General features: G+C 42.9%; 24 protein-coding genes and 1 pseudogene. All 25 read left to right on the top strand.

Translation table 11 applies throughout. The features are described from left to right. The first annotated feature begins 67 nt into the window (after positions 1-67). Positions 68-778, top strand: a complete 711-nt coding sequence (locus ACKTS9_RS06230; RefSeq protein ID WP_407879631.1) for a sugar transferase — start codon at positions 68-70, stop codon at positions 776-778. A 15-nt stretch (positions 779-793) separates the two neighbouring features. Further along, positions 794-1,963 carry a glycosyltransferase family 4 protein gene (locus ACKTS9_RS06225; protein ID WP_407879629.1) on the top strand — a complete coding sequence of 390 codons (1,170 nt, stop codon included), beginning with the start codon at positions 794-796 and terminating at the stop codon, positions 1,961-1,963. Positions 1,964-1,983: 20 nt separating this feature from the next. After that, a complete protein-coding gene (locus ACKTS9_RS06220) occupies positions 1,984-3,213 on the top strand; it encodes a nucleotide sugar dehydrogenase (RefSeq protein WP_407879627.1) in 1,230 nt (409 codons plus the stop codon). Between the two features lie 79 nt (positions 3,214-3,292). Further along, positions 3,293-4,261 (top strand): acyltransferase family protein, encoded by a 969-nt coding sequence (locus tag ACKTS9_RS06215; RefSeq protein WP_407882085.1) that lies wholly within the window; start codon positions 3,293-3,295, stop codon positions 4,259-4,261. Between the two features lie 7 nt (positions 4,262-4,268). Then, positions 4,269-5,366 (top strand): non-hydrolyzing UDP-N-acetylglucosamine 2-epimerase, encoded by a 1,098-nt coding sequence (gene wecB / locus ACKTS9_RS06210; RefSeq protein WP_407879625.1) that lies wholly within the window; start codon positions 4,269-4,271, stop codon positions 5,364-5,366. A 99-nt stretch (positions 5,367-5,465) separates the two neighbouring features. Beyond that, positions 5,466-7,019: a heparinase II/III family protein gene (locus tag ACKTS9_RS06205; RefSeq protein WP_407879623.1), complete on the top strand. Its 1,554-nt coding sequence runs from the start codon at positions 5,466-5,468 to the stop codon at positions 7,017-7,019. Between the two features lie 23 nt (positions 7,020-7,042). Next, complete coding sequence (locus tag ACKTS9_RS06200) at positions 7,043-8,155, top strand: glycosyltransferase (protein WP_407879621.1); 1,113 nt, start codon at positions 7,043-7,045, stop codon at positions 8,153-8,155. 53 nt (positions 8,156-8,208) lie between these two features. Next, the gene (locus tag ACKTS9_RS06195) at positions 8,209-9,402 is read left to right on the top strand and encodes an O-antigen ligase family protein (RefSeq protein ID WP_407879619.1); all 1,194 of its coding nucleotides are present in this window, start codon (positions 8,209-8,211) and stop codon (positions 9,400-9,402) included. Then, a complete protein-coding gene (locus ACKTS9_RS06190) occupies positions 9,399-10,415 on the top strand; it encodes a polysaccharide deacetylase family protein (protein WP_407879617.1) in 1,017 nt (338 codons plus the stop codon). Before ACKTS9_RS06195 ends, ACKTS9_RS06190 begins: the two co-directional genes overlap by 4 nt. A 29-nt stretch (positions 10,416-10,444) precedes the next feature. After that, entirely contained in the window at positions 10,445-11,713 is a 1,269-nt protein-coding gene (locus tag ACKTS9_RS06185) for a glycosyltransferase (RefSeq protein ID WP_407879615.1), read from the top strand. A 22-nt stretch (positions 11,714-11,735) separates the two neighbouring features. Beyond that, complete coding sequence (locus ACKTS9_RS06180) at positions 11,736-12,980, top strand: hypothetical protein (RefSeq protein ID WP_407879613.1); 1,245 nt, start codon at positions 11,736-11,738, stop codon at positions 12,978-12,980. Then, entirely contained in the window at positions 12,977-14,428 is a 1,452-nt protein-coding gene (locus ACKTS9_RS06175; RefSeq protein WP_407879611.1) for a lipopolysaccharide biosynthesis protein, read from the top strand. Before ACKTS9_RS06180 ends, ACKTS9_RS06175 begins: the two co-directional genes overlap by 4 nt. Before the next feature lie 24 nt (positions 14,429-14,452). Beyond that, positions 14,453-15,169, top strand: coding sequence for a cytidylyltransferase domain-containing protein (locus ACKTS9_RS06170; RefSeq protein ID WP_407879609.1), 717 nt, complete (start codon positions 14,453-14,455; stop codon positions 15,167-15,169). 15 nt (positions 15,170-15,184) lie between these two features. Next, positions 15,185-16,225, top strand: a complete 1,041-nt coding sequence (locus ACKTS9_RS06165) for a polysaccharide biosynthesis protein (RefSeq protein ID WP_407879607.1) — start codon at positions 15,185-15,187, stop codon at positions 16,223-16,225. A 117-nt stretch (positions 16,226-16,342) separates the two neighbouring features. Then, positions 16,343-17,392: an LCP family protein gene (locus ACKTS9_RS06160; RefSeq protein WP_407879605.1), complete on the top strand. Its 1,050-nt coding sequence runs from the start codon at positions 16,343-16,345 to the stop codon at positions 17,390-17,392. A gap of 335 nt (positions 17,393-17,727) precedes the next feature. Then, positions 17,728-18,423, top strand: a complete 696-nt coding sequence (locus ACKTS9_RS06155; protein WP_407879603.1) for a YveK family protein — start codon at positions 17,728-17,730, stop codon at positions 18,421-18,423. Positions 18,424-18,436: 13 nt separating this feature from the next. Continuing rightward, entirely contained in the window at positions 18,437-19,153 is a 717-nt protein-coding gene (locus ACKTS9_RS06150; RefSeq protein WP_407879601.1) for a CpsD/CapB family tyrosine-protein kinase, read from the top strand. A 2-nt stretch (positions 19,154-19,155) separates the two neighbouring features. Next, positions 19,156-19,911 carry a tyrosine-protein phosphatase gene (locus ACKTS9_RS06145; RefSeq protein WP_407879599.1) on the top strand — a complete coding sequence of 252 codons (756 nt, stop codon included), beginning with the start codon at positions 19,156-19,158 and terminating at the stop codon, positions 19,909-19,911. 475 nt (positions 19,912-20,386) lie between these two features. Beyond that, positions 20,387-20,953 (top strand): annotated as a pseudogene (locus ACKTS9_RS06140) (transposase); the annotation flags it as partial. A 20-nt stretch (positions 20,954-20,973) separates the two neighbouring features. After that, positions 20,974-21,216 (top strand): DNA cytosine methyltransferase, encoded by a 243-nt coding sequence (locus tag ACKTS9_RS06135; protein ID WP_407879597.1) that lies wholly within the window; start codon positions 20,974-20,976, stop codon positions 21,214-21,216. Then, positions 21,217-21,786: a hypothetical protein gene (locus ACKTS9_RS06130; RefSeq protein ID WP_407879595.1), complete on the top strand. Its 570-nt coding sequence runs from the start codon at positions 21,217-21,219 to the stop codon at positions 21,784-21,786. Further along, the gene (locus ACKTS9_RS06125; RefSeq protein WP_407879593.1) at positions 21,783-22,049 is read left to right on the top strand and encodes a hypothetical protein; all 267 of its coding nucleotides are present in this window, start codon (positions 21,783-21,785) and stop codon (positions 22,047-22,049) included. Before ACKTS9_RS06130 ends, ACKTS9_RS06125 begins: the two co-directional genes overlap by 4 nt. Positions 22,050-22,149: 100 nt before the next feature. Continuing rightward, positions 22,150-22,755, top strand: coding sequence for a hypothetical protein (locus ACKTS9_RS06120; RefSeq protein ID WP_407879591.1), 606 nt, complete (start codon positions 22,150-22,152; stop codon positions 22,753-22,755). After that, a complete protein-coding gene (locus ACKTS9_RS06115; protein ID WP_407879589.1) occupies positions 22,733-23,488 on the top strand; it encodes a class B sortase in 756 nt (251 codons plus the stop codon). Before ACKTS9_RS06120 ends, ACKTS9_RS06115 begins: the two co-directional genes overlap by 23 nt. Positions 23,489-23,573: 85 nt before the next feature. Beyond that, positions 23,574-25,088, top strand: coding sequence for a HipA domain-containing protein (locus ACKTS9_RS06110; RefSeq protein ID WP_407879587.1), 1,515 nt, complete (start codon positions 23,574-23,576; stop codon positions 25,086-25,088). Positions 25,089-25,176: the final 88 nt, after the last annotated feature.

Raw genomic sequence — 25,176 nt, 5'->3', positions numbered from 1 at the left:
GACGTTTAAAATTGAAATCAAAGATCAGAGGGGAATAGAGTGCCTTTTGAAAAAAGAGGGATTTGAAATGTGTGATATGATGGATCCTAATTTAGAAAATTTGATCCGCAAGAATCAAATAGTGATAACAAAAAAACAAAAAGCTTACTTGAAAATGAAACGAGTGTTAGATTTTATGTGTGCGTTTATGGCATTGATCATATTATCTCCGATACTTGTTTTGGTATCAATTGCGATTAAAATTGATTCTCCTCATGAAAGCATTATTTTTAAACAAGAGCGTATTGGAAAGAACGGAAAACCGTTTATTTTACATAAGTTTCGCAGTATGAAACAAGGAACACCGGAGCTGGGGACCAATGAGTTTATGAATGCGGAACAATACATTACGAAGGTTGGAAAGGTTATTCGCAAGACTAGCATAGATGAGTTACCGCAACTGGTGGATTGTGTTTTGGGACATATGAGTCTTGTTGGACCGCGACCGCTTTTAGCACGTGAGGATGAGATGCATTATCTTCGGAACTATTATGGTATTTATCAGATTCAACCGGGAATTACAGGTCTTGCACAAATCAACGGACGCGATACAGTGGATGGCTACGATAAAATAAAATGGGATCGGGAATACGTACAAAATATGTCCTTTACACTGGACATGAGAATTATTTGGAGAACAGTAGTAAAAGTACTTCGTTGCGATGGTGTTGTTGATAGTTCCGATGAGAAATTAAAATGCTCTACCAGTAGTTTGTTTGAATACAGAAGACCGAGATGACAGAGAGGAATATGAATGAATATTTTGATTCATATGGGCGATCCGTATCCGAATGAGGGCCCTTGTGCTAAGCGAATGCGAGCTTTCTATGATATCTGGACAGCGCAAGGGCATACCGTGAAGGTGCTTGCACCCAAGATGTCGGAAGAAAAATATGAAAATGTATTTTATTGTCCTACACCGCCGCTGAAAAAAAAGACTACTTTTTACAGATTGTTAAATAGTATGGGATTTGCGGTTACTTCCTTTTTTATGTCATTGAAAACGGGTGCCGCAGATATTGTGCTTACTACTTCTCCGCCCCCCTTGATTAGTATTTCTGGATGGATGATTGCGCGGATGAAGCGTGCAAAGTTAGTATATGATGTGCGTGATATCTGGCCGGATGTAGCTTTGGAGATGGGAAGTTTTTCTGAAAAAAGTATTTATTATAAAGCATTCAAAATAATACGTGATTTTATGTTGAAGCATTCGGATTTGGTTACAGCGGTTAGTCCTGGAAAAGTGAAAAAATTGCAGGGATACTGTCCAAAAACAAGAGTTATTAATATTCCCAATGGACTCGATGAGCTTTTTTTAAAAAATAAAGTTAACTGCCAAACGGTGGAAAGATATTTTCAGACAGGACAGTTTACTTGTGTCTATATCGGAAATTTAGGGTTGGCGCAAGGTCTGCAGCAGTTGTTGGATGTGGCAGAGAAGGCTCAAAATGAACAATTACCAGTGCGGTTTATTCTATTTGGTGCTGGTGCTGAGGAACAACAATTGAAAAACGTAGCACAAAAGCGCCAACTGGATAATGTGACTTTTGCAGGACGCTTGCCAAATTCAGAAATGTATTCAGTGTTAAAAGCGGCACAGGTTAGTTTTGTTTCTTTGAAAAATGAAAATCTTAAAGATAGTGTGCCAACCAAAATGTATGAGGCACTTGGAACAGGTTGTCCAGTCCTTTTAGCAGCTGTTGGTGATGCAGCCGATATTTTGAACGACTGTGAGCTGGGGATTGCGGTGCGGCCTAATGACAGCGATGCGCTATGGAGGGCTTTTCTAAAAATATATTATCATCATGGTGAGTTCTTGACGCATAAAGCAAAAGCAGAAAAAATTATTTTAGAAAAGCACTCTAGACAAAAAGCGGCAATCTTGTTGGAAAAAGAGCTGCGTATTCTTTGCGGAAATATTTGAGTAAAAAAGGAGATATAAAAATGTCAGCGGTTAATGTGATTGGTCTGGGCTATATCGGCTTGCCAACAGCTCTCATGATGGCCTCACACGGGGTAGAGGTTGTAGGGACAGATTATAATAAGGAACTTGTTGCTACGCTGAATGCAGGCCAAACAACATTTAAAGAAGACGGCTTGGATGAATTGTTCGCAAAAGCTTTAAAGAGTGGAATCAAATTCACAACAGAATATCAAGTGACGGATACATATATCATATCAGTTCCAACGCCTTATGATAACTTTAGCAAAAAAGTGGACGCCTGCTATGTGGTTGCGGCTGTAAAAAGTGTGATGGAAGTTTGTCAAAAGGGGGCAAGCGTCGTAATTGAGTCTACGGTTTCTCCGGGAACGATTGATAAATATGTTCGTCCAGAAATCGAGAAAAATGGTTTTGTAATTGGAAAGGATATTCACTTGGTCCATGCACCGGAACGTATTATTCCCGGAAATATGGTGTATGAATTATTACATAACAATCGTACAATTGGTGCAGACGATAAAAAAATTGGTGAAAAGGTGAAAGATCTTTATTCATCATTTTGTCAGGGCGAGATTGTGGTTACCGACATTCGTACAGCAGAAATGACGAAAGTTGTGGAGAATACTTTCCGTGCGGTCAATATTGCATTTGCCAATGAACTGGCAAAAATATGTCGTCATGATAATATGGATGTATATGAAATAATTAGAATTTGTAATATGCATCCTCGCGTCAACATTTTACAGCCGGGCCCTGGTGTTGGCGGACATTGCATCAGTGTCGATCCATGGTTTTTAGTTGGTGATTATCCTAGCCTTGCGAAAGTAATCGATGAAGCAATGAGGACGAATGACAGTATGCCGGATTTCGTTTTGGAGCGCATTTACGAAATTATGAAAGAAAAAAATATGAGGAGTATAGACCGCGTAGGTTTGTATGGCCTTACCTATAAAGAAAATGTGGATGACATGCGCGAGTCTCCCACATTGCAGTTGCTGGAAAGTCAGAAGCGGCATCTTGCGCCTGGTTTAAAGGTTTATGATCCATTTATTACTTATGACGTAGTAGAAAATCAGTACCATGATTTGGATACGTTCCTCAAAGATATTGATTTGGTGGTCGTAATGGTAAAGCACAATGAGATCAAAGAGAATATGGCAAAACTTAGGGGAAAATATGTTCTGGATTGCCATAATATCATCTGCGATTTGCCGGATGTATATCATTTGTAAGCAAAAAGGGGAAAACACCAATGGGAATGGAGCGGCATAGGATTATTGGAGTTGACTTGATGCGCGTTTTGCAGCAGCTCTGATGATTTTAGGACACTCGTTTATTGTGTATCCAATTGATATTTCACAACTTTCGTGGTGCTTGACATTGCACAATTGGATTTATTCATTTCACATGGAATTGTTTTTTGTGTTATCTGGTGCAGTATATTGTCGCCATGAATATCGCACGATGCTCAAGGGGAAGATAAGACGTCTTGGAATTCCATATTTGTTTTTAGGCATGGCGGCATTGCTTTTACATGCCTTTGGTGGAAAATTGGTGAATGGAACGGTACCATTTCAAGAGGGACTAAGAGATCTAATTTTTTATGGCGGCGGGTATTGGTTTATTTATGTTTTGTTTTTAATTTTTGCTTTTTATCCGCTTTTGGAGCATGTATTTTGCACAACTGTTTCAAAGATGATTTTGGTATGTGTTTTGATAGCCGTTCAGTGTTTGGATGGGATTCCGGAGATTTTCCTTCTGAACGGTGTTGTTCGATATATGCCGTATTTTATTATTGGACAATTAGCACAGCCATATTTGAACGCAGGAAGAATCTTTAGTGAAAAGAAATTTGATTCGCTTTGTGTGTTTTCTATAAGTTTAGCAGTGTATCTTTTGTTGGGATACAGCTCAACGACGGGCTTTCTGTTAATTGTGATCGGATACATTAGAGCGCTTTCCATGATTTTGTGTTGTTCGATTTTTATTAATTTCGTGTTAACGCAGAATGGTAAGCTTAAAGAAGGAATTCTTCAAAAAGTTGGATGTTTTTTGGAAGAGTGCAGCAGATATTCATTGCAATTGTATTTATTTAACGGATATATTCTTGCTGTAATGCGGATTCTGCTTTGTAATATTTTGCATATTGAAAATGCCGTTTTACTTGTTTGTGGTATCTGGTTGGCAAATATTGTGGGAACGCTGGTGTTATGCAAGTATATTTTGCCTAAAATTCCGATCGTCGCATTTCTGTTGGGAATTAAAGTGAAAAGAAAGTAGAAGCGTTATGAAAAAAGTAATGTTGGTTTTTGGGACACGCCCGGAAGCAATTAAGATGTGTCCCCTTGTGAATGAATTAAAAAAGAGGAAGACAATAGAAACCGTTGTTTGCGTCACGGGGCAGCATCGTCAGATGTTGGATCAGGTGTTGGCAGCTTTTCATGTACAGCCGGATTATGATCTTTCTATTATGAAAGATAAACAGACCTTGTTTGATGTGACCACAAATATTCTAATGCGTATCAAGGCGGTATTAGAAGAAGTAAAGCCGGATGTGGTGCTGGTGCATGGCGATACGTCTACTACCTTTGTCACTGCCTTGGCATGTTTTTACTTGCAGATTCCGGTTGGTCACGTTGAAGCGGGATTGCGTACTTATCATATTTATTCTCCGTATCCGGAAGAGTTTAATCGGCAGGCTGTCAGTATTATTGCAAAGTATAACTTTGCGCCTACGGAACTTGCTAAACAAAACTTGTTAAAAGAAGGTAAAGACCCAAGAAGCATTTATGTGACGGGCAATACTGCAATCGACGCGTTGAAGACTACTGTTCGTGAAGACTATGTTCATCCAGAACTGGACTGGGCGAAAGGGAGTCGTTTGATTATGCTGACAGCGCATCGACGTGAGAATTTAGGCGAGCCGATGCACCACATGTTTCGTGCAATCAAGAGAATTGTAGATGAGCATGATGATTTAAAGGTGATTTATCCGATTCATATGAATCCAGTTGTCCGTCAAGCTGCTGAAGAGATTTTTGGCAATGATGATCGATTCCATATTATTGAGCCGCTGGATGTATTGGATTTTCATAATTTCCTCGCAAGGAGTTATCTGATTTTGACAGATAGCGGCGGTATTCAGGAAGAAGCTCCCAGCCTGGGCAAACCGGTTCTCGTGATGCGTGATACTACAGAGCGTCCGGAAGGAATTGCGGCGGGGACGCTGAAGCTGGTTGGTACGGATGAAGAAAAGATTTATGAGGAATTTAATCGCCTTTTGTTAGATCAGAACGCTTATGGTGCGATGAGTAAGGCATCGAATCCATATGGGGATGGCCATGCGTGTGAACGCATAGCGGATATTTTGTGCGAATGTAATTGACTTCGGGAGGGTGCTATGAGCATAGTTTCGCTGTATTGGAACACGGTGCGATACATGAAACCGAGCCAGGTTTACTATCGCGTACGGAAGACTTTGGGTATGGAGTGTTCCATTGGATGCGAGATAAAGCCTATTAGCGTTGGCAATGAGAAGCTTACTTTGATTGCCCAAATGGAAAAATTAGACTTTGATCCAGTGTTTTTAGCCCGATTCCCGGTGGAAGAGTTGATGCAAGATCATGTTTGCTTTTTACATCAATCTCGTAAGTTTTCATGGGATGAGCCGTGGTATTTTCCAGATGAAACCCCATTGTGGAATTTTAATTTACACTATTTTGAGTATTTATTTCCCCTGGTAGAAGCATACAGGCGAACCGGGAACAGGATGTATTATGAAAAAATCAAAACCTGTGTAGAAGGCTGGATCAAGAATAATCCCCGAAGTGCAGGTGGAAATGGTTGGGCACCGTATACGGTGGCATTGCGCCTGACAAATTGGTTGAGTTGCTTTTCTTACTTATATGAAACAGTAAGAGAAGACAAGGTGTTTTATGATCGATTCATCAATGCTTTGTACGAACAATATGTGTATCTTTCAGGTCATCTGGAAAAAGATCTGTTGGGTAACCATTATTTTGAAGATTTGAAAGCGTTGATATTATGTGCGCTTTTTTTTCAGGATGAAAAAGTGCTTAGCCGGGTTTTGCTCGAATTTAAAAAACAGTGCAACGAACAAATTCTTCCAGATGGTATGCATTTTGAGTTGAGCCCAATGTATCATAAAATTATTTTTGAGGGTATGTTGCGTGTGGCGGCTGCGTTGCGAGCGGCGAATGTTCCGGATTTGGAGATCGAAAAGCATTTGCAGCCGATGTTGGATGCGGCCTATTCTATGGAATATGATTTAGATCGATTGCCGCTGTTTAATGACTGCGGAAACAATGTGGCCAAAAGTTTGGAAGCGCTGTGTGAAGAAGCGAAAAATAAATTTCATTTGTTGCCGGTATTTAAAAAACAATTCCCTAATGCGGGGTATTATATTTTGGAAGAAAATGACGTGCGAGTTATTGTGGACGCAGGAGAGATAGGACCGCAATACTTGGCGGGACATGTGCATTGTGACGCACTTAGTTTCGAAGTGTTTTTTAAAGGAAAACCGGTTTTGGTTAATTGTGGAACATATGCTTATCAGGATGCATTGCGTCCATTCTTCCGGAGTACGCTAGCGCATAATACTGTCCGGGTTGATAGGAGAGAACAATCTTCTTGTTGGGGCACATTTCGTACAGCTAAAAGGCAGCGGTGCCGCTGTCTTGAATTTAGCGGAAACCTGTTAAAAGCGGAAATGACTGATCAAGCCAATTGCAAAGTGATTCGTACAGTGGAATTACGAGGGTCAAAGTTGACGGTTTGCGACCATTCGAGAAGTAATCAGCTCCTTGAGGCGGCTGTTCACGTTGTGCCTTGTGCGCGCTTGTTCGAATTGGAGGATTCCGTTCAGATAGAAGGTATTGGAACAATGACTTTTAGCGGGGAGCGGAAGAGGGAACAGATGCCGTATGCACCTGAGTATGGTGCAAAAAAAGATTGTGCTGCGTGGATAGTCAGCGAAAAAGGTTCTTTGAGCTTTTCGCTGACTATAGCTAGTATATAAAATCAAAAAAGGAAAATCGATCGATGAATATTATATTTGTGATTTCACATTTACCGGATTCTCGATATAAAAAGAGGTTTGAAGTGCTCAAACCCGGCAATGATGTTTCTGCGATTTATTGGAACAAACGAGGAAACAAGGAACAGCCCATTGTTGATATTGATATTCCCAGCACAGGGATCAATATCGAGGCAAATCAGACCTCACCGTTTAAGAGGATTCCACAGTGGTTTTTTTACGCAAAGGCGGCTTTGGCGGAACTGAAGAAACAGGCTCCGGATTTTATTTATGTAGGCAATTTTGATATGTTGGCGATTGCATGGCAGTATAAAAAATCACATCCGAGCGTTCGTGTTATTTATGAAATCGCAGATCTGCACCGCTATATTGCGGATGTGCCGCGGAATCCTGCTAGAAAAATATTTCGTCGGATGCTGATAGCGGCTGAGAGCAACCTGATGAAAATTGTAGATCTTTTGGTGATTACTTCGCGTGAATTTTATAAATCATATTATTATCAATACATTACAGAAGAAAAAGTAGTGTTTTTGCCGAATATGCCACGCAAAGAAGATTTTGCGGATTATTCCAAAAAACAGGATGGACCGTTTACGGTCGGTTTTATTGGTTCTATTCGATACAAAGAACAATTGAAAATGCTGATTCGTGCGGCAAAGCGGGCTGATGTGAAGGTGATATTTGCGGGGGCCGCAACAGATTCAGAAATCGAAGATTTGTGCAAGGAAAATGCGGATTATTGTAAATTTTTAGGGCCGTTTAATTATACTCGTAGAATTGCTCAATTGTATGGGATGCTTGATTGCGTTTATTCCGTATACGATGCGGATATGGCCAACGTGCGTATTGCATTGCCCAATAAGTTATATGAGGCGATTTTGTGTGAGTTGCCGATTATCGTTGCTAAAAATACGTATTTGGCAAAGCTGACTGAGCAGTGGGGCGTTGGCATTGCGGTGAGTCATAAGCAAGAAGATGAATTAGTGGATGCACTTCTTGAATTAAAAAATAACAAAGCTCGATATGATGAAATCTGCCAAAATTGCAGGAAGAATCAGTATCGAGTGTCTTTGGAAAAATATAACGCCTTATTAAGAGATTTTATCGAAAACAAATAAAGAGCAGCGCTTTCGTTGCAGTAAGAATAAGGCGGATGTGTGGGAGATACTAGATGACAATGAAGGGCATATCAAAAACATCGTCATGTACACTTTGGGATTGTTTGATGTTGTTGGGCTTTTTTCTTCTGGGCGGAAGCGCTATTGTGTCAGTCGTAGGTTTAAAAGTAGTTTATTTGGTTGATGCAATAGCTGTTTTAGTTTTTGTTTTTAAAGTAAAAAGCATTTCAAAGCGTAATCTCAGAACCTTGTTGGTGGTAGGCGGATTTCTATTAGCAGACTTTTTTTATTGGCACATTCTAGACGAAAAACCGAGTGAAGGAGCATATATTACTTGTGCACTGATTGTAGTTTTTGTTTTTATGATGACAACGATGATGACCATTTCCGCCTTTGAGCATGCGTTTATCGTTGTGCTAACAGCCATTGCAGCAAGTAGCCTTGTGATTTATATTGCGGCGATTTTGTTTGGAATCGATCGTTTTGCGATATATGGAAATGAGATTCACCAATTCATTTTACTGCATTCATTTTGCGGATTTAAAGATTTTAGAAATTCGTCTATTTTTTGGGAGCCTGGAATTTTTCAGATTTATTTGAACGTTGGCCTTTTTTTCCTTCTGTTTCAGAATGTGTACAGAGCCCAAAAGAAGCTATATTATGTTGCACTCCTATTGTTTGTGGTTTCTATTTTAACTACTAAATCGACTACGGGGTACATTGTACTTGTTGGAATTGTATGTTACTGGTTGTTGGTTAAATGGAAAAATAAATCTATCGGGTTTAAGGTTCTGATGTTGGTCCCGATGGTGGCAATTATATTGATAATCCTTTATTTTGCGTGGAACAGTTATGCAATCCAGTACAAATTCTTTTCTGTGAATCAATCACTTCCAAAACGGTTGGCGGCGCTTACCAGTACACCCGGAATACTCAGAGATAACCCTATATTAGGAGTTGGGATTGGAACAAGACTTTCCTATGACAGATATGCCGATTTTGGCGTTCAAGATAATAGCAATGGAATTGCCAACGTTTTTGTTCAGCTGGGGATTATTTATGGAATAGCATATCTCAACCAGCTTGTTTCAAAATCGAAATACTATTTTGCGAACAGAAAATTTTTATTCTTGGGTCTGATAATTGTTTGCCTTATGACAGAACCGCTTACCTATTATTCTATTGGAGTGCTGTTTTGGTTTACTTTCAAAAGACAAAATGCTCTCATAGGGAGGACCGTTAAATGAAACGTTGTTTGGTTACGATTGATGCGGAAGGGATCAGTGGACCAGATGCGATCGCTAGAAACATTTGGGGCGGCAAGGAAAGAGTTGGAATTGATAAAATTATGGACATCTGCGATGCGCATGGTGTCCGAGGACTTTTTTTTGTAGATATGCCTGGCGGGTACGCATATGGCAAAAATCAGATTAAAGAAGTATTGAACCGAATTGAGCAGCGTGGACACATTGCAGGTGTACATATTCATCCGATGCATATGGCAAATCCTGAGCACGATTTCCTGTGGCAATATACAGCTGAAGAGCAGAGAAAGATTATTGACGCCTGTACAAAGGATTTTGAAGAAATGACGGGTCATCCGCCGCTATATTTTCGTGCGGGTAAATACAGTGTGAACGACGATACTATAAAAATTTTGCAGGACTATTCGTATCAATATGAGTTTTCCAGTTTCGCATCTAGAGATTGGTGCCATATTTCCAATCCCAAAAGCAAAAATATTCCTTATTCTTTGGGAAAGCTGATCGAGATTCCGGTTACGATTTTTCAGCTTGCTCAATTTGGAAAGTTTAAGCGTTATGAAAAGATAGACTTGGCAACACTTAGCGTGTCAGAATTGAAACATGTCCTCGGACAGATTGCAAAGCAGCCGTACGATTATCCGGTGATCTTTTTTCTGCATAGCTTTTCTTTTTTGGACAGAACAGACCCTGAAAATGTAAAAGTGGATGCTGCAGCAATCAAGCGTTTTGATAAAATGATGGAATGTATTGAAAAAAATAAAGATTTTTGTTTTTGGGATATTGAGAATGAAAAATTTGAACTCCCAGAATATGAAGAGTGGATGTATCAAGATTGTCCTAGTGTAAAAGGAAAGATTCGGCAATTTTGTTATTCTGTTTTGCTTTTGTGGCGCCTGCGGCATATGAATCGAATGGCCAGGTTCCTTTTATGGGGAATGACAGCAGCCATTGTTTTTCTCGCTGCAGTGATCATTGCGCTGATCTTTCTTCTATAAAAATTGAGAGCAATGGTGGAGAAGCACAGATGGGTGAAAAAATTTTATTCATAGGAGATTATTTCGGTGAATTTGCATTGCCGAATGGGATCTGTGTGCATCAGGTGGCAAAGGAACTCCAAAAGCGTGGCTGCGATGTGTCTGTTTTGGCAATTAATGATGGATATCAGAAACCAGAAGAAGTGTACGATGGACTTCGCGTTGTACGAGTGCGCGCCGATGCGACAACACGGCTTACTGCGTGGTACCGTCAACATCCGGGAAAATTAGAAAGTATCTGGTTTAAATTCGGCATTTTTCTTAAAGATGTTAGAACATTTTTTTCTCTTTGGTTTTGGCCGTTTAACGCGCCCATCAATTTGTGGCTTACCTATCATGCTGCGAAAAAGATGATTGAAACGGATCATATTGATACCGTTGTATGTACGTATACACCGTTTAATGCGGTGTTGGTGGGGCATATTTTGAAGCGTAAAAAGCCAAATTTGAAGTATATTGTATATTTTCTAGATTCTCTTTCTGGTGGTATATTTCCGAAGCTCACGTCGCAGGAATGGGTGGCAAAGCAGGGGAAAAAGTGGGAAAGACTGCTTTTGAAGAATGCAGATGGCATTTATATTATGAAAGCGCATCAAAAACACCACCAGAAACATAGTTGTGACGAACCATATTATTCCAGAATTCGTGTGCTGGACATCCCGCTTTTAAAAATGGAAAATATCAAGCAACAAGCAGATATAGACTTCCTTCCGAAAGATAAAATCAATTTGGTATATCTGGGATCGTTGAAAAAGAATTTGAAAAATCCAGAGCCATTTTTGAAGGCGTTTTTGGCCGCAAACTTGCAAAATGTTGCGATTAGCTTTATTGGGGATGCCAATGACTGTGAGGATTTACTGTGTCAAGCACAGAAAGCGGCTCCTAAACAGATTCATATCATAAAGTCTGTTCCGCATTCGGAAGTTGAAAAGATACTGGCTCAAGCAGATGCACTGCTGAACATTGGAAGTGCCAATACTTGCCAGATTCCCTGTAAGATTTTTGAGTATATGTCTACGGGAAAGCCCATTATTACAACTTACAAAACACCGAATGAGCCAAGCCTGCCCTACTTGCGCGAATATGCCGGGGCGCTTTTGTTGGATGAATCTGTATCCTCTATAGAAAACGCACAAAAGTTGAAAGAATTCACAAGCAGCCTTCCAAAGCAGATCGAAACAGATGCGTTAAAGGAAAAATATTATTTATGTACGCCGAGTGCTTTTTGTGACGCATTACAGGAGGATACTGCACAATAAGATATAAGAAAGAAGGCAGAATTTGAAACGGTACAAAAGACTCGACTGGAAAAAAATTTTGGCATTGCCGCTATTTTTCGAAAAATATGAAAAAAAGACGAAAAACGCCTTAAAAAGTGTTGTTTTGGAACTTTTGTATTTGTCACCGAACCAATTTGATTTTATTCAAAAAGAAAAATCAGATACATTGTTTTTTTGTGCATCAGGTTATCATCGTGCGGATCATTTAAAAAATTTTATGAAGGTATATGAGTGTTGTCCTTGTGCAGATGCACTTGTTGGGAAAAACTTTGTCGAGCATGAAAACCCATATGCAATCCATTGGAAAAATTTGATTCGGTATTTGGGAAAATCAGTAGGATGGTTTGTGATGGCAGTCAAACGAGGATTAAAGTTCTCGGCTTTTATACATATTTGGCCTAATTTGATTGAAATTGATAGCTTGATAGGAATTATTAGTGAGTTACCATTACAGCGATATAAGAGACTTGTGGTTTATTTTGACGGATGGCCGACAGATTGTTTTATGGTCCAGCTTTTCAAAGAAAGCGGAAAAGTAACATATACATTGCAACATGGTACGTTTGCAAGGGGAATTGATAATTTTAAAAATACAGATGAATATGGATTTGAATTGAAGGTCAGTACTGCGGATTTTTTTCTTGCTTGGAATAAATATACAGTACAAGAAGCAGAGGTGATGGGGCTGGATACGTATCGGTTCCGCATTTTGGGAATGCCAAAATTTATTGGTGTAAAGCAAGGAGATTTCCATAAAAAGGCGACGAGAAAGTTTGGTGTTGTGCTGAATTGGAATGCAAATAGTCAGCAGAATATTGCGCTTGTGAAGGTTGCGAATCAAATCGCGGGAAAGATAGGTTTTCAATACATTCTTAAGTATCATCCGACGGACAAAGGCATTGAATACGATGCGTATGTGAGCAAAGGATTGTGCCGAGGCGTGATTTGCGGTCGAACCACAACGTTGGAGGAGTATATCGAACAGGTGGATTTTTCTATAGTGGGAAACTCATCAATGCTGTTGGAGCTTTTATGGATGGGCTCGTCTATATATCATTATTTTGAGCCCGGTCAATATGACAAATATCAATCTGTTGCGGAAATTTCTTTTTCGGATATCAATGGGTTTGAAGATATTTTCGATCTTAATGCAGAAGATTTGAATGAAATACGGAGCCGCATTTGCGGCCCCACAAACCCTGAAGAGCAATATAAAAATTTTTTTGAAAAAGAATGCTTGTCATGAAAAATATTTTTAGGTGTTATACAAATTTTTCGAACGCGGTAAAAGCCACTGTGTGGTTTATTATCTGCAGTATCTTGCAAAAAGGAATTCAACTGCTGACGGTTCCAATGTTCACGCGCTTGATGACGACGGATCAATATGGACAGTTTAATTTGTATCAGTCATGGCTGGGAATTATTACGATTTTTGGAACATTGAATCTGTTTGCTGGTGTTTTCAACAATGGAATGTTAAAATATGAGCACGATAGAGACCGTTATACTTCAGCAACGCAGGGCCTTTCTTCCCTTGCAGCGCTTGTTGTTGTAATGGCCTATCTCATTGCACCGAATGTATGGTCTGCTGTTCTTGGACTGCCCCATATCGTTATTATCAGTATGCTTGTAGAGATATTTTTTCTACCAGCTTTGCAATATTGGATGATGCGTCAGCGCTTTGAATATCATTATCGAGCCCTTGTTATGCTGACGATTTTCACTGCGGTTGTCAATCCCTTATTGGGGCTTGTGGCGGTCCAAGCGTCTAGTGAAAAAGGTGTGGCGAGAATCCTTTCCGTAAGTCTTTTGAATGCTGTTATCGGAATATTTTTTTATGTGCTGAATTTTTATCGTGGACGAAGATTTTTCCACGCGGCTTACTGGAAATTCGCATTGGCATTTAATCTTCCACTGATCCCGCATTATCTGGCGCAGTTCGTTTTAGGGCAATCGGACAGGATTATGATTGAAAAATTTTCCGGAATGACAAAGCTTGCTATTTATGGTTTGGCTTATTCGATCGGATTGATCATGACAATCGTCACAAACAGTATCAATTATTCTTTTATTCCGTGGACTTATCAGGCTTGCAAGATGCAGCAATATGATCGGCTGAAAAAATGTTCGATGCTTTTAGTATTGTTGGTCGCATTTGTTTCTTTGGTGCCGGTTTTGATGGCACCGGAAATCATTTGTATCATGGGCCCGCCGGAATATTCCGAAGCAGTCTATGTGATTCCGCCGATCGCATTGTCCGGATATTTGATTTTTGTGTATTCTTTGTTTGCGAATATTGAATTCTATTTTGAACAGAATCGCTTTGTCATGCTGGGATCCTGTGCGGCGGCTGTATTGAATGTTGTGCTGAACTTGATCTTTATGCCACGATTCGGCTATATCGCAGCTGCGTATACCACGGTTGCATGCTATTTCATTTTGGCCGTGGCGCATTATTTGCTTATGCGCAGGATACTGAAAAATGCAGGCATCTCGGAGTCTTTGTATCACATTTCGTTAATCATAATTATTACGGCGGTATTGGTTGTGATGCTGGTCCTTTGCGTGGAGATGTACCCATATCCCTTGATTCGATATGGCATGATTTTTATGATTTTACTGGTATGCTTTGCAAAGAAAAATACGTTGTTAGAGATGATAAATAGACAACACAATAAGGAAGAAAACGTATAACTCATTATGATAGGAGGTACCCAAATGAAAACAGCCTGTTTTGTCCCCATTAAAGCCAACTCGGAACGCGTTCCAGGTAAAAATCTGAGAATGCTGAACGGAAAAAAGCTTTATGAATATATTTGTGAACATATCAAGAAAGCAAATGTTTTCGATGATGTATATATTGATACAAACAGTAAAGAGGTGGCTGAGTATGCGATCGCGATGGGATTTTGTGTGATTGATCGTAAGCCGGAATTAGCCCAAAATACGGCGAACGGAAATGACTTGCTAGTCTATCACTATGAGACGCATCCAGAATACGATTATTATTTTCAGCTGTTTGCCACTGCGCCGTATATGCGGCCGGAAACGATTCGTGCGTGCTATACTCACTTAGTGATGAGTGAAGAATACGACTCTTGTTTTACAGCGCTTGAAAATCATAGTTTCTACTGGTTTGCGAATACACCGATCAATTACAGGCCGGATATTTTGCCACGAAGTCAGGACATGCCGCCTGTGATTGAGGAGACAACCGGTTTATACGGAATATCCAAAGGCAGCCTGGAGCGTTATAGATGTCGAATCGGCAGAAAGCCGTATGTCCACATTGTTGATAAGTTTGAAGCGGTGGATATTAATACGGAAGATGATTTCAAAGTAGCAGAATATATTGGGAAAGTGATTTATGGAATAGAAGAGAAAAAAGAAGGTCTCAATGGAGTTTATAATCCACAAGAGGTGTCAATGAAATGAGGGGGAATACTTGATATGTCTGTATTATTTGGAGCAACTCTTATGATTACTGGTGGAACGGGCTCCTTTGGGTCCACTGTTCTGAAGCATTTTCTGCATTCGGATCTGAAGGAAATTCGCATCTTTTCCAGAGATGAAAAGAAGCAGGATGATATGAGGCATGAATTGCAAACAAAGTATCCTGAAGATGCGGGCAAGGTGAAATTTTATATTGGTGATGTGCGTAATTCACAATCTGTCCGAGACGCTATGTACGGCGTGGATTATATTTTTCACGCGGCGGCGCTCAAGCAAGTGCCCAGTTGTGAGTTCTTTCCGATGGAAGCGGTGAGAACTAACGTTGAGGGTACAGATAATGTTCTCCACGCGGCGATTGATGCCGGGGTAAAACGAGTAGTTTGTCTTTCCACTGATAAAGCTGCCTATCCGATCAATGCGATGGGAATATCAAAAGCCATGATGGAACATGTGATTTATGCGAATGCCCGAGTGGCAGCGGAACATGGAAATACGGTGATCTGTTGTACACGTTACGGGAATGTTATGTGCTCCCGAGGCTCTGTGATTCCGCTGTTTATCGATCAGATTACATCCGGAAACCCAATTACTATTACGGATCCTAGTATGACTCGCTTTTTGATGAATCTTGATGAAGCAGTAGATTTGGTAATGTTTGCATTTCAGCATGCAGCCCCTGGTGATTTGTTTATCCAAAAAGCGGATGCCTCGACGATTGGCGACTTGGCGAAGGCGGTGCAACGATTGTTTGGTGATACAGGAACCCGTATCATAGGAACACGACATGGTGAAAAGCTTTATGAGACGCTTATGACATGTGAAGAGCGTTTGCGTAGTGAAGATATGGGGAACTATTACCGTGTTTCGATGGATAGTAGAGATTTGAACTATGACAAGTTTGTGGTGGATGGTCAGGTACATACTATGGCGGATGTTGCCTATACTAGCCATAATACCAATCGCTTGGATATAGGGGGTACTGTCGAAAAAATTCTCAGTACAGAGTATGTTCAGAATATGTTAAAGAATATGCAATAATTTCATGAAATGATTAAAAAACGTGGTTGGCAACAGCGGATGATGAGCAATGAGGTTTATATGGCATCAGCGGCAGTATTTTGTGGGGGATTTTTAATCAGAAAGTGAGAGAAGAGTTTGGACAACAAAAAGAAAAAAGCAGGTTTGATCGTCTTACTCGGTGTGTTAATTGTAATTGTGCTATTGATTCTAGGTGGTATTGCTTACTACAATTCAAAGCTGGATATGATTAATTACGATGATGGTAGTCGAGAGATTGATACAAGTACCAGCTATGCAGTAAATAATGATGAATTGGACATTGGCGATTTGCCTGATGCGCCAGAGGATGAAGATGGGACGATTGAGATTCTCGAAGGCGATGTTTATAGCGATAGCAATGTAATGAATATTCTGCTTTTAGGAACAGATGAAAGAACAGCTGAGTTTAGTGACAATGCTCGAGCGGATGCAATTATGGTGTTGAGCCTAAACACAAAAGATCACATGATGAAATTGGTCAGCATTGAGCGGGGAATAGGAGTCCCCATTCCAGGTCGAAATGATGATTGGATTACGCATACGTTTCGCTATGGTGGGGCAGCTTTGACTTTGCAGACAGTGCGTGATTGCTTTAAGTTAGATGTGGAGCGTTATGTGCGAGTCAATTTCAATTTTATGAGTAAAGCCATTGATACCATTGGTGGTGTGGATATCGAATTAACTCAGGCGGAAGCCGATCATTTGAATACCACTAAGCAGGAGTATTATGGAAGCGGTTCAGATATTCAGACGGTCACGGCAGGCTGGAATCATTTGAATGGAGACACGGCAACGGCTTATGCGCGCATTCGCAAGATCGACAGCGACTGGTCACGTATCGAACGCCAGCGCACAGTGGTGCAGGCCGCAATTAATCAAGTAAAGAATCTGGACATCGTGACTTTGAATAATTTGGCAGATGAGCTTTTGCCAATGATTCAGACCAATTTGACAAAGTCGGAAATTACTTCTTTGCTGTTGGAGATGCCCGGATTTATTAGCGCAGGTGCGCAGTTAGAACAGATGACAATACCGACCTACGATACCTGTTGGAATAGTGTGGGTGTGGATGGACGAAAGATGATCGGTGTGGATTTTGAAGCAAATGCACAAATCCTGAAAGAATTTTTCTATGGTGAGGAATAATGCGCTGCTGTTTTTTAGATGAGAGGTTTGGCTAAAAATTAATTGCGGAGCATTTTGGTTGCAATTGGCAGAGTTTAGAGATAGTGTACAAAAAGTAAGTGTTTAATTTTAGCCTACTGCTTTCCGATGCAAAAATATAGCTGTCTTATTGAATTGAGATGAAAAAAGATTTATACTAAACTAAATGTGCAATGCTACAGATAGTAGATGTTGCGTGTTTCGCTTTGTTATGGGATTTCGTGGAAAAAGAAGCTTCTTTATGGGCGGGGTATCATGAGGAGCCGTGAGATGGAGAATTCTTGTGCAAGGATTTATAAATTATTGGAGGGAACAAGTTGGAAGAACAGGAGTACGAGACCATAGACTTGAGGGAGATTATTTTACTGCTGAAGAAAAATCTGTTAGGTCTGATCGCGTTAACTGCATTGTTTGCGGCAGCAGGATATTTGCTCAGTACGTTTGTTATGACGCCTCGATACGAGGCTAGCGCAACGATGATCGTGAATTCACGAGAAGACGCTGTTGCTCAGACGAATATTACCAGCGACCAGATCAATTCCGCTACGAAGTTGGTGGATACCTATTCAGTAATTCTGACCAGCGATACGGTGTTGGACAAGACCATTGAGGATTTGGGTCTGGATATGGATTATGAAGATTTGCTGGGAAAAGTGACGGTAGAATCAGTGAATTCTACACAAGTGATGAAAATTTCTGCACAGGACGAGGATCCAGAGTTGGCGCAGCAAATTGTAGCGAGTATTGTGGAACAGGCCCCGGATATCATCATCCAGACAGTAAAAGCGGGCAGTGTGGAAGTAATCTCACAACCTAAGGCGGGGGAAAACCCGGTATCTCCTAGGAAAATGATGAATACTGCTATTGCGGGCATGTTGGGCTTGGCACTTGGCTTGGGTGTGATATTCCTTCGCAGTATGCTGAACAACAAATTTATGACCGATACAGATATTAATAAAAAATTGGGACTGACGGTGCTAGGTGTCATTCCGCAGGTCAACATGAAAGGATAAGGAGGGCGAAACGATGGCAAGGAGAGAGAAGCACTCCAATCGAAAATTCATGTTGGTAGGAAAAGATACACCGTTCCAGTATCAGGAAGCGTTTAAGAGTCTGCGTACGAATCTGAAGTTTCTTGCGATGGGTAAATCGTGCAAGAAGATCATCATGACCAGCGCAATTCCCGGGGAAGGCAAGAGCAGTGTGGCAATCAACTTGGCGGTGTCACTGGCGGATGCTGGCAGTCGGGTTTTACTAATGGACTGCGACTTGCGTAAACCAATTTTGCATCGGTATCTGAAACTGGACAAGTCTTCGTACAAAGGCCTGACAAACATTCTGTCCGGTGGTGTACTGACAGAGTCCATTGTAAATATGAAATCTCTGAATCTACACGTAATCATCGCAGATGCGATTCCACCGAATCCGGCAGAATTGTTGGGATCCGGTCGTATGAAGATTCTGGTCGAAGAGTTGGAAAAGCATTACGACTATATCATCTTTGATACGCCGCCGGTATCTGTGGTAACAGACGCAGCCGTGTTGAGTCAGTACGCGGATGGCGTGATTCTGGTGATTCGCCAAAACCATGCAACGTATGATGAAGTGGCGTTGGCGAAGAAGAATCTGGACACGGTGCACGCAAACATCCTCGGCGCAGTTCTGAACGATTTCAATACGAAATCCGCAGATAAAGAAAGCGGATACTACTACAGCTATAACTACGATTACAGCAACGATTGAGTATGACGGATTTGCACAGTCACATTTTACCTGGTGTGGACGATGGTTCGAAAAGTGTAGAAATGAGTCTAGAGCTCTTGCGCCGGGAATATGCGGATAAAGTGACACAGATCGCCTTGACCCCGCATTTTAATTTTGAGCGCCAGGGTGTGCGGGAGTTTCTTCAAAGACGAAATGGAGCGGCGCGTGAATTAGGTCTTGCCTTTCAGAGTGCGGGGCTTGCGCAGCGAATGAAGCTGGGGGCGGAAGTCTTTTATTCTTCGCAACTGGCGGAAACCGATATGCGGCCTCTGTGTTTGACGGGAACTTCTCTTTTACTGATCGAGTTTCCACCGGCGTATTACCCTCAGGAAGCGCCGGATGTTTTGTATCAGTTGACGCGGCAGGGAATCGTGCCTTTGATCGCTCATGTGGAACGGTATGCCTTTGTGCGATCAAATCCGAATCTGCTGTGTGATTTGATCGAGGCAGGTGCGTATACGCAGATGAACGCCACCAGCCTAGTGTTGCATAAGAAGCATCAGAATCTGCTTTTGCGGATGATCCGACATGGAATGATTCATGTGCTGGCTACGGACACGCATTCTATCAAAAAACGTCCACCTATGTTGGGAGAAGCAATGGTGTTGGTGACGGAGAAGTGTGGAGAAAAGACGGCACGCCGAATGGTGAAAAATGCGGGAGCGTTGTTTAAAGGAACGCAGCCCAACCACCCGGAACCGCAGCCTATGCGGCAGATCTTGGGACATTGGTTATAAGGGTTTTGGTAAAGAGGAGCTTCCAAGGGATTCGAGCGACAAGATCAGTGACAATATGTACATGAATTGAGTTCGCTTGGAGGAATCAATGTCGAAGAAAAGTTCATTCGAACAAAAATGAGGTCTATATGTAACTGATAGAAAATAGCATCTGAGGATAAATGCCTTTTCCTCACAAGAATAGAGTGGAGTATTTCCTTGTTTCCGCGAGGATACGGTAGGCATCACTCCATCTCCGCCATAACAGGAACATAAAAAAGATATGTTTCGCATAAACCCCGATTTTATCGGGGTTTTTTGCTGTCCGAACATCGGGATTTCAAGGCGCATATTTGCAGATATAAAACGGCTGTTTTTGCTTTGCGATAAGGTAGAATAAGTTTCGCAAATTGAAAATGGATAAAAAGAGACATGGTTTGCAGATCTCTGGTAGAATGAAGTCGCGACACACCATTCTGAAAGGAGACAGCAAACCATGTCCGAGAAAATTGTACAGCTTAACGAGGAAGTAATCAAGGGGCAAATCAAAGAACTGGTTCGGGGCAGTGTAGAGGAAACTCTCAACGAACTGTTGGAGGCCGAGGCGGAGAAACTGACCCAGGCGGCCCGGTACGAGCGCAATGAGCAGCGGCAGGGGTACCGCAGCGGCCACTACAGCCGCAACCTCACCACCACTTCCGGGGACGTTACCCTGAAGGTACCCAAGCTCAAGGGGATCTCCTTTGAGACCGCTATCATTGAGCGGTATCGCCGCCGGGAAAGCAGTGTGGAAGAAGCCCTCATCGAGATGTATCTGGCCGGAGTATCCGTCCGGCGCGTGGAGGATATTACCGAGGCTCTGTGGGGCAGCAAGGTATCTCCCTCCACCATCAGTGAGCTGAACAAGAAAGCGTATGTCCACATTGAGGACTGGCGGAACCGCCCTCTGCAAGGTGGGCGCTATCCGTATGTCTATGTGGATGGGATCTACCTGCGCCGAAATTGGGGCGGAGAGTTTGAAAATGTGGCCATTCTGGTGGCGATTGCGGTGAATGAGGACGGATAAAAGAACCCAATGAGCCGATGTTCACAATAACGGCGCAGGATCGGCACGGTGTGTGGCACAAAGGCAGAATCCGAAAGTTCATGCCGATTGAGTGCTGGCGCCTGCAGGGCTTTACCGATGAGCAGTTTTACAAAGCACAGGCTACAGGTCTCTCGGACGGGCAGCTTTATAAAATGGCGGGCAACGCAGTGAGCGTTCCCGTCATTTCTGCTATCGGGCAGAAAATCAAAAAAATTTACTATGAACAGGAGAAAAAATAAATGCCGAATCATGTTGAAAACTATATATCGCTTCAGGGTGATCCTAAAAAAATCCGGTCAATGCTGAAAGCCATACAATCCGATGAACTTGGGATCGGCTCTGTAGATTTCAATAAGATCATCCCCATGCCGGAAAACCTTAATATCGAAGCAGGAACCCGAACCGACCGGGGCTTACAAGCCTACCGGGATTTTATCGAGGCGTATACTGCCGGACGGTCGGCAGAAGATGCATTAAAAGCGCTGGAGAACATTCCTGCGGAAAGCGAGGAAGCCTTTTTACGCCGGCGGACGGATATCAAGCACGATGAATGGGAGCTGGGCAAAACTGCATGGAATAATATCCGGCAATATGGCGCCCCCACATGGTATGATTGGTGTATTGCGAACTGGGGAACAAAATGGAACGCCTATGGATACGATGATACAATCGACTATCAGCCCACTGGCAGCGAGGCGCAGCTCATTAAGGAAATGATTGCAGACAAAATCCGTGAGGAATACCATCAGACGCCGCAGGAATTCTGCGGCGATATACAAAATGAAATGACGATGGGAGGACTGACATGACGCAGTATCTGTACCCGCAGAATCTGAAAGCCACAGCCAACCTGTGGCTGTGGGGACTGCGGGATTTTTGTATTCTCGGCATTGCCGCGCTGCTATCCATTGTGGCGCTGGTGCAGCTCCGGATTGTGATCCCTGCCGCCGCCACACTCTGCTATGGCTTTCTGACTATCCGTCTGGACGATACGACCATACTGGATTTTATGAAATATGCTGTGCGGTACTTTATATCTACCCAACAATATTTTGAGTGGAGGGCAGGATGAGCTGCCACAGAGGCTCTCTGCTGCACCCGATTCGCGCACAAAAAGCAGCGAGTAATTTTAAGCGGAGTTCCCGCGAAACAGACGGAGGTGTAATAAACTCTTGAAAAAAGACAAACCACAGAAAAAGAAAAAAGGACGTTCGGTACAGGAGCTTTTAGGCATCAAGACCTTTACCAAATACGGACTTGCGGCCGGCAAGTACGAGCTGCTTTTTTATCTCGTCTCGCCCACCAACATCTCGGTGCTGTCCCATACCAATATCGAAATCAAAATCCGCCATCTGATGATGGTGCTGTCCGCCATCCCTGATATTGAGATCACCTGCACCGACTCCTCCGAGTGCTTTGACGATAACAAATCGTATTTAAGCGACAGGCTCTCGGAGGAACAGAATCCGAAGGTGCGGAAAATCATCAAAAAGGACATTGACTTTCTCGACCATATTCAAATGGAGATGGCGACCGCAAGGCAGTTTTTGTTTATCGCAAGGCTGAAAGACCGTAAAGAGAAACAGACCTTTGATGCGGCAAACCGTATCGAGAAAACCATCTCCGAGCAGGGCTTTGAAGTGCAGCGAATGAAGAAAGCGGACATCAAGCGCTTTCTCGCCCTGTATTTTGAAGCCAGCATGAACGGAGAGCAGATGCCCGACATTGACGGCGAACAATTCTATGAGGTGGACGATGACGAAGACGCAGAAGATTAGTCTTGCCGTTCTTTCTGTTCTGCTGTCGGTCACCGCCGCCTTGTCCGGCTTTATGGTGTATACGCAACTGTCCGACCGGCAGAAAGAAAAAGAAGAATTCGATACCCTTGCTGAGATGGTGGAAGTAACGCCGGAAAAATCCAGCGATGAAACGGCTGTGCCAACGGATGATACTTCCGAACCTGTGCGGGATCTGTCAGGGCTGTTTTCACAAAACGGCGACTGCATCGGCTGGCTGTGTATTCCCGATACGAAGCTAAGCTATCCCGTCATGCACACCCCGGATAATCCGCAGAAATATCTGCGCCGAAGTTTTTACGGCGAATACAGTCAAAGCGGCGTGCCGTTTCTGGACTGGCGGTGCGACCTGCAGAGCGATCATCTCATTGTTTACGGTCACAACATGAAAAACGGCACGATGTTCTCATCACTTCGGAATTATACTGACCCGGCGTTCTGTGCCGCGCGTCCGGTTATAGAATTTCAAACAGCAGATGGTATGGAAAAATATATGGTCTTTGCCGTTGCCGCTGTTCAAAAAACCGATACTTGGTACAGCTTTATTCATGCGGCCGACAGCACGGATTTCACCGAACAAACCGCAGCGTTCCTGCAAAAATCGCTCTATGATACCGGCGTTACGCCTGTGTACGGTCAGCAGATCATCACCCTGTCCACCTGTTACGGTTCGGGAAAAAACGGCAGGCTGATTGTGGCAGCCGTAAAACTGTAACCTTTCATGGGCGATTCCCACTGTCTCATTGACAAAAGGGGTTAAAATAGGGTATAATAACAATCGATGAACGGAGGCGGTACGGATGCAGGACAATGAGCTTTTGAATCAAATAGCGGAATTGACAGCAAAAATCAATGATCTGCCGAAAGGATATATCTCAAAGAAACAAATCAACGGAAAGGTCTATTACTATCATCAATGGTCTCAAAGTGGCGTGAAGCAGAGCCGGTATCTGCACGATTCGGAAATCGAACCGCTTGCCGGACAGATAGAACAGCGCAAGGCGTTGCAGGCAAAGCTGCGCGCTTTGAAAGCAACATCTTCTGCTGTGAGCAAAAAACGGAATGAGGTGAACAGCTTGAAATGCACCCTGATGCATAAACGAATCCCAGTGGCGGAACTGGAACTGGATGACGCCACCGGCTTTATACAAAAAATCGGGACGGTCTATGCGCCGGAGCATCTGCCGGTCGGCATTCCGATAAGAAAAGGCGCTGCTGACCGAGCGGCGCTCAACGAGTGGTGGACAGACCGTTCCATCCCCGCCAGCCGTTCGGGTGTGCGCGAGGCGCTGGAGGCGCTGGAAATCAGCAGCACCAAAATGCTGCTGGTGCGCTGCTGGGGGCTGAGCCTGTCCGACCAGTATTGGATCTGTCCCGAAGGCTCCAACCTTACTTGGGACAGTATCAACTTTTTTGAGAATGATTTTTCAGACGATATCGGCGATGTCTTGTTCGGGGAAAATAAAAAGAAAGACGCGCTGGATTTCAGTTCCCCCGACAACACCTCGGACGGTAATCTGAAAAAGCGGTGGAAGATCATAGACGGTAAACGCTGCCTGATCAAAGGCGGCAGCAACCCGTTCCGACAGCAGCCTTTCAACGAGGTGATCGCATCCGGAATCATGGAACGGCTCGGTATCCCCCATGTGCCGTACACGGTCACCTGGAACAAGGGAGCGCCGTACAGCGTGTGCGAGGATTTCATTACCGAAAACACCGAGCTGATCCCGGCGTGGCGCATTCTCAAAACACAGAAAAAGGACAACAGCACCTCGGTGTATCAGCACTTTGTGAATTGCTGCGAGGCGCTCGGCATCAAAGACACCGTGCCGTATCTCGACCGAATGATCGTGCTGGACTATATCATCGCCAACGAAGACCGGCATTTCAACAATTTCGGCGTGATCCGCAATGCCGAAACATTGGAATGGCTCGGCTTTGCGCCCATCTATGACAGCGGCTCCTCCCTCGGCTACGACAAGGTGCCCGCGCAGATGCGCTCGGAAAAAGAGGTCGTCTGCAAGCCGTTTAAAAATCATCATGCGGAGCAGTTAAAGTTGGTATCTGACTTCAGTTGGATCGATTTTGACAGCCTGTCGGATATCGGGGAACTGATTGCCGACGCTTTGTCCGCGGACGGCGCGGAGGAATATATAGACGATACTCGTATCCGCGCAATCATCGGCGCAGCGCAGCGGCGGATCGAACAGCTTTCGCAGCTTGCCATATGTCATACGCCGGTACAGGAGATTTCCACAGAGGATGATGTAAAAGAAAACATTGCCGAGAGCTACGCTCCGAAAATGGAACTGTAAGTTCAAACCAGGAAAACCAATCAGTCGTTTTGCAGACAGCAAAGCGGCTGATTTTTTATGCCCTCCCTCTGTCTGCAAGACGACGGAA

Origin of the sequence: Owariibacterium komagatae (genome assembly GCF_045865535.1) — a bacterium.
Taxonomy (GTDB): Bacteria; Bacillota; Clostridia; order Oscillospirales; family Ruminococcaceae; genus Ruthenibacterium; species Ruthenibacterium komagatae.
The sequence above is the reverse complement of the archived record's forward strand: the minus strand, read 5'-3'. Positions and strand labels throughout refer to the sequence as shown.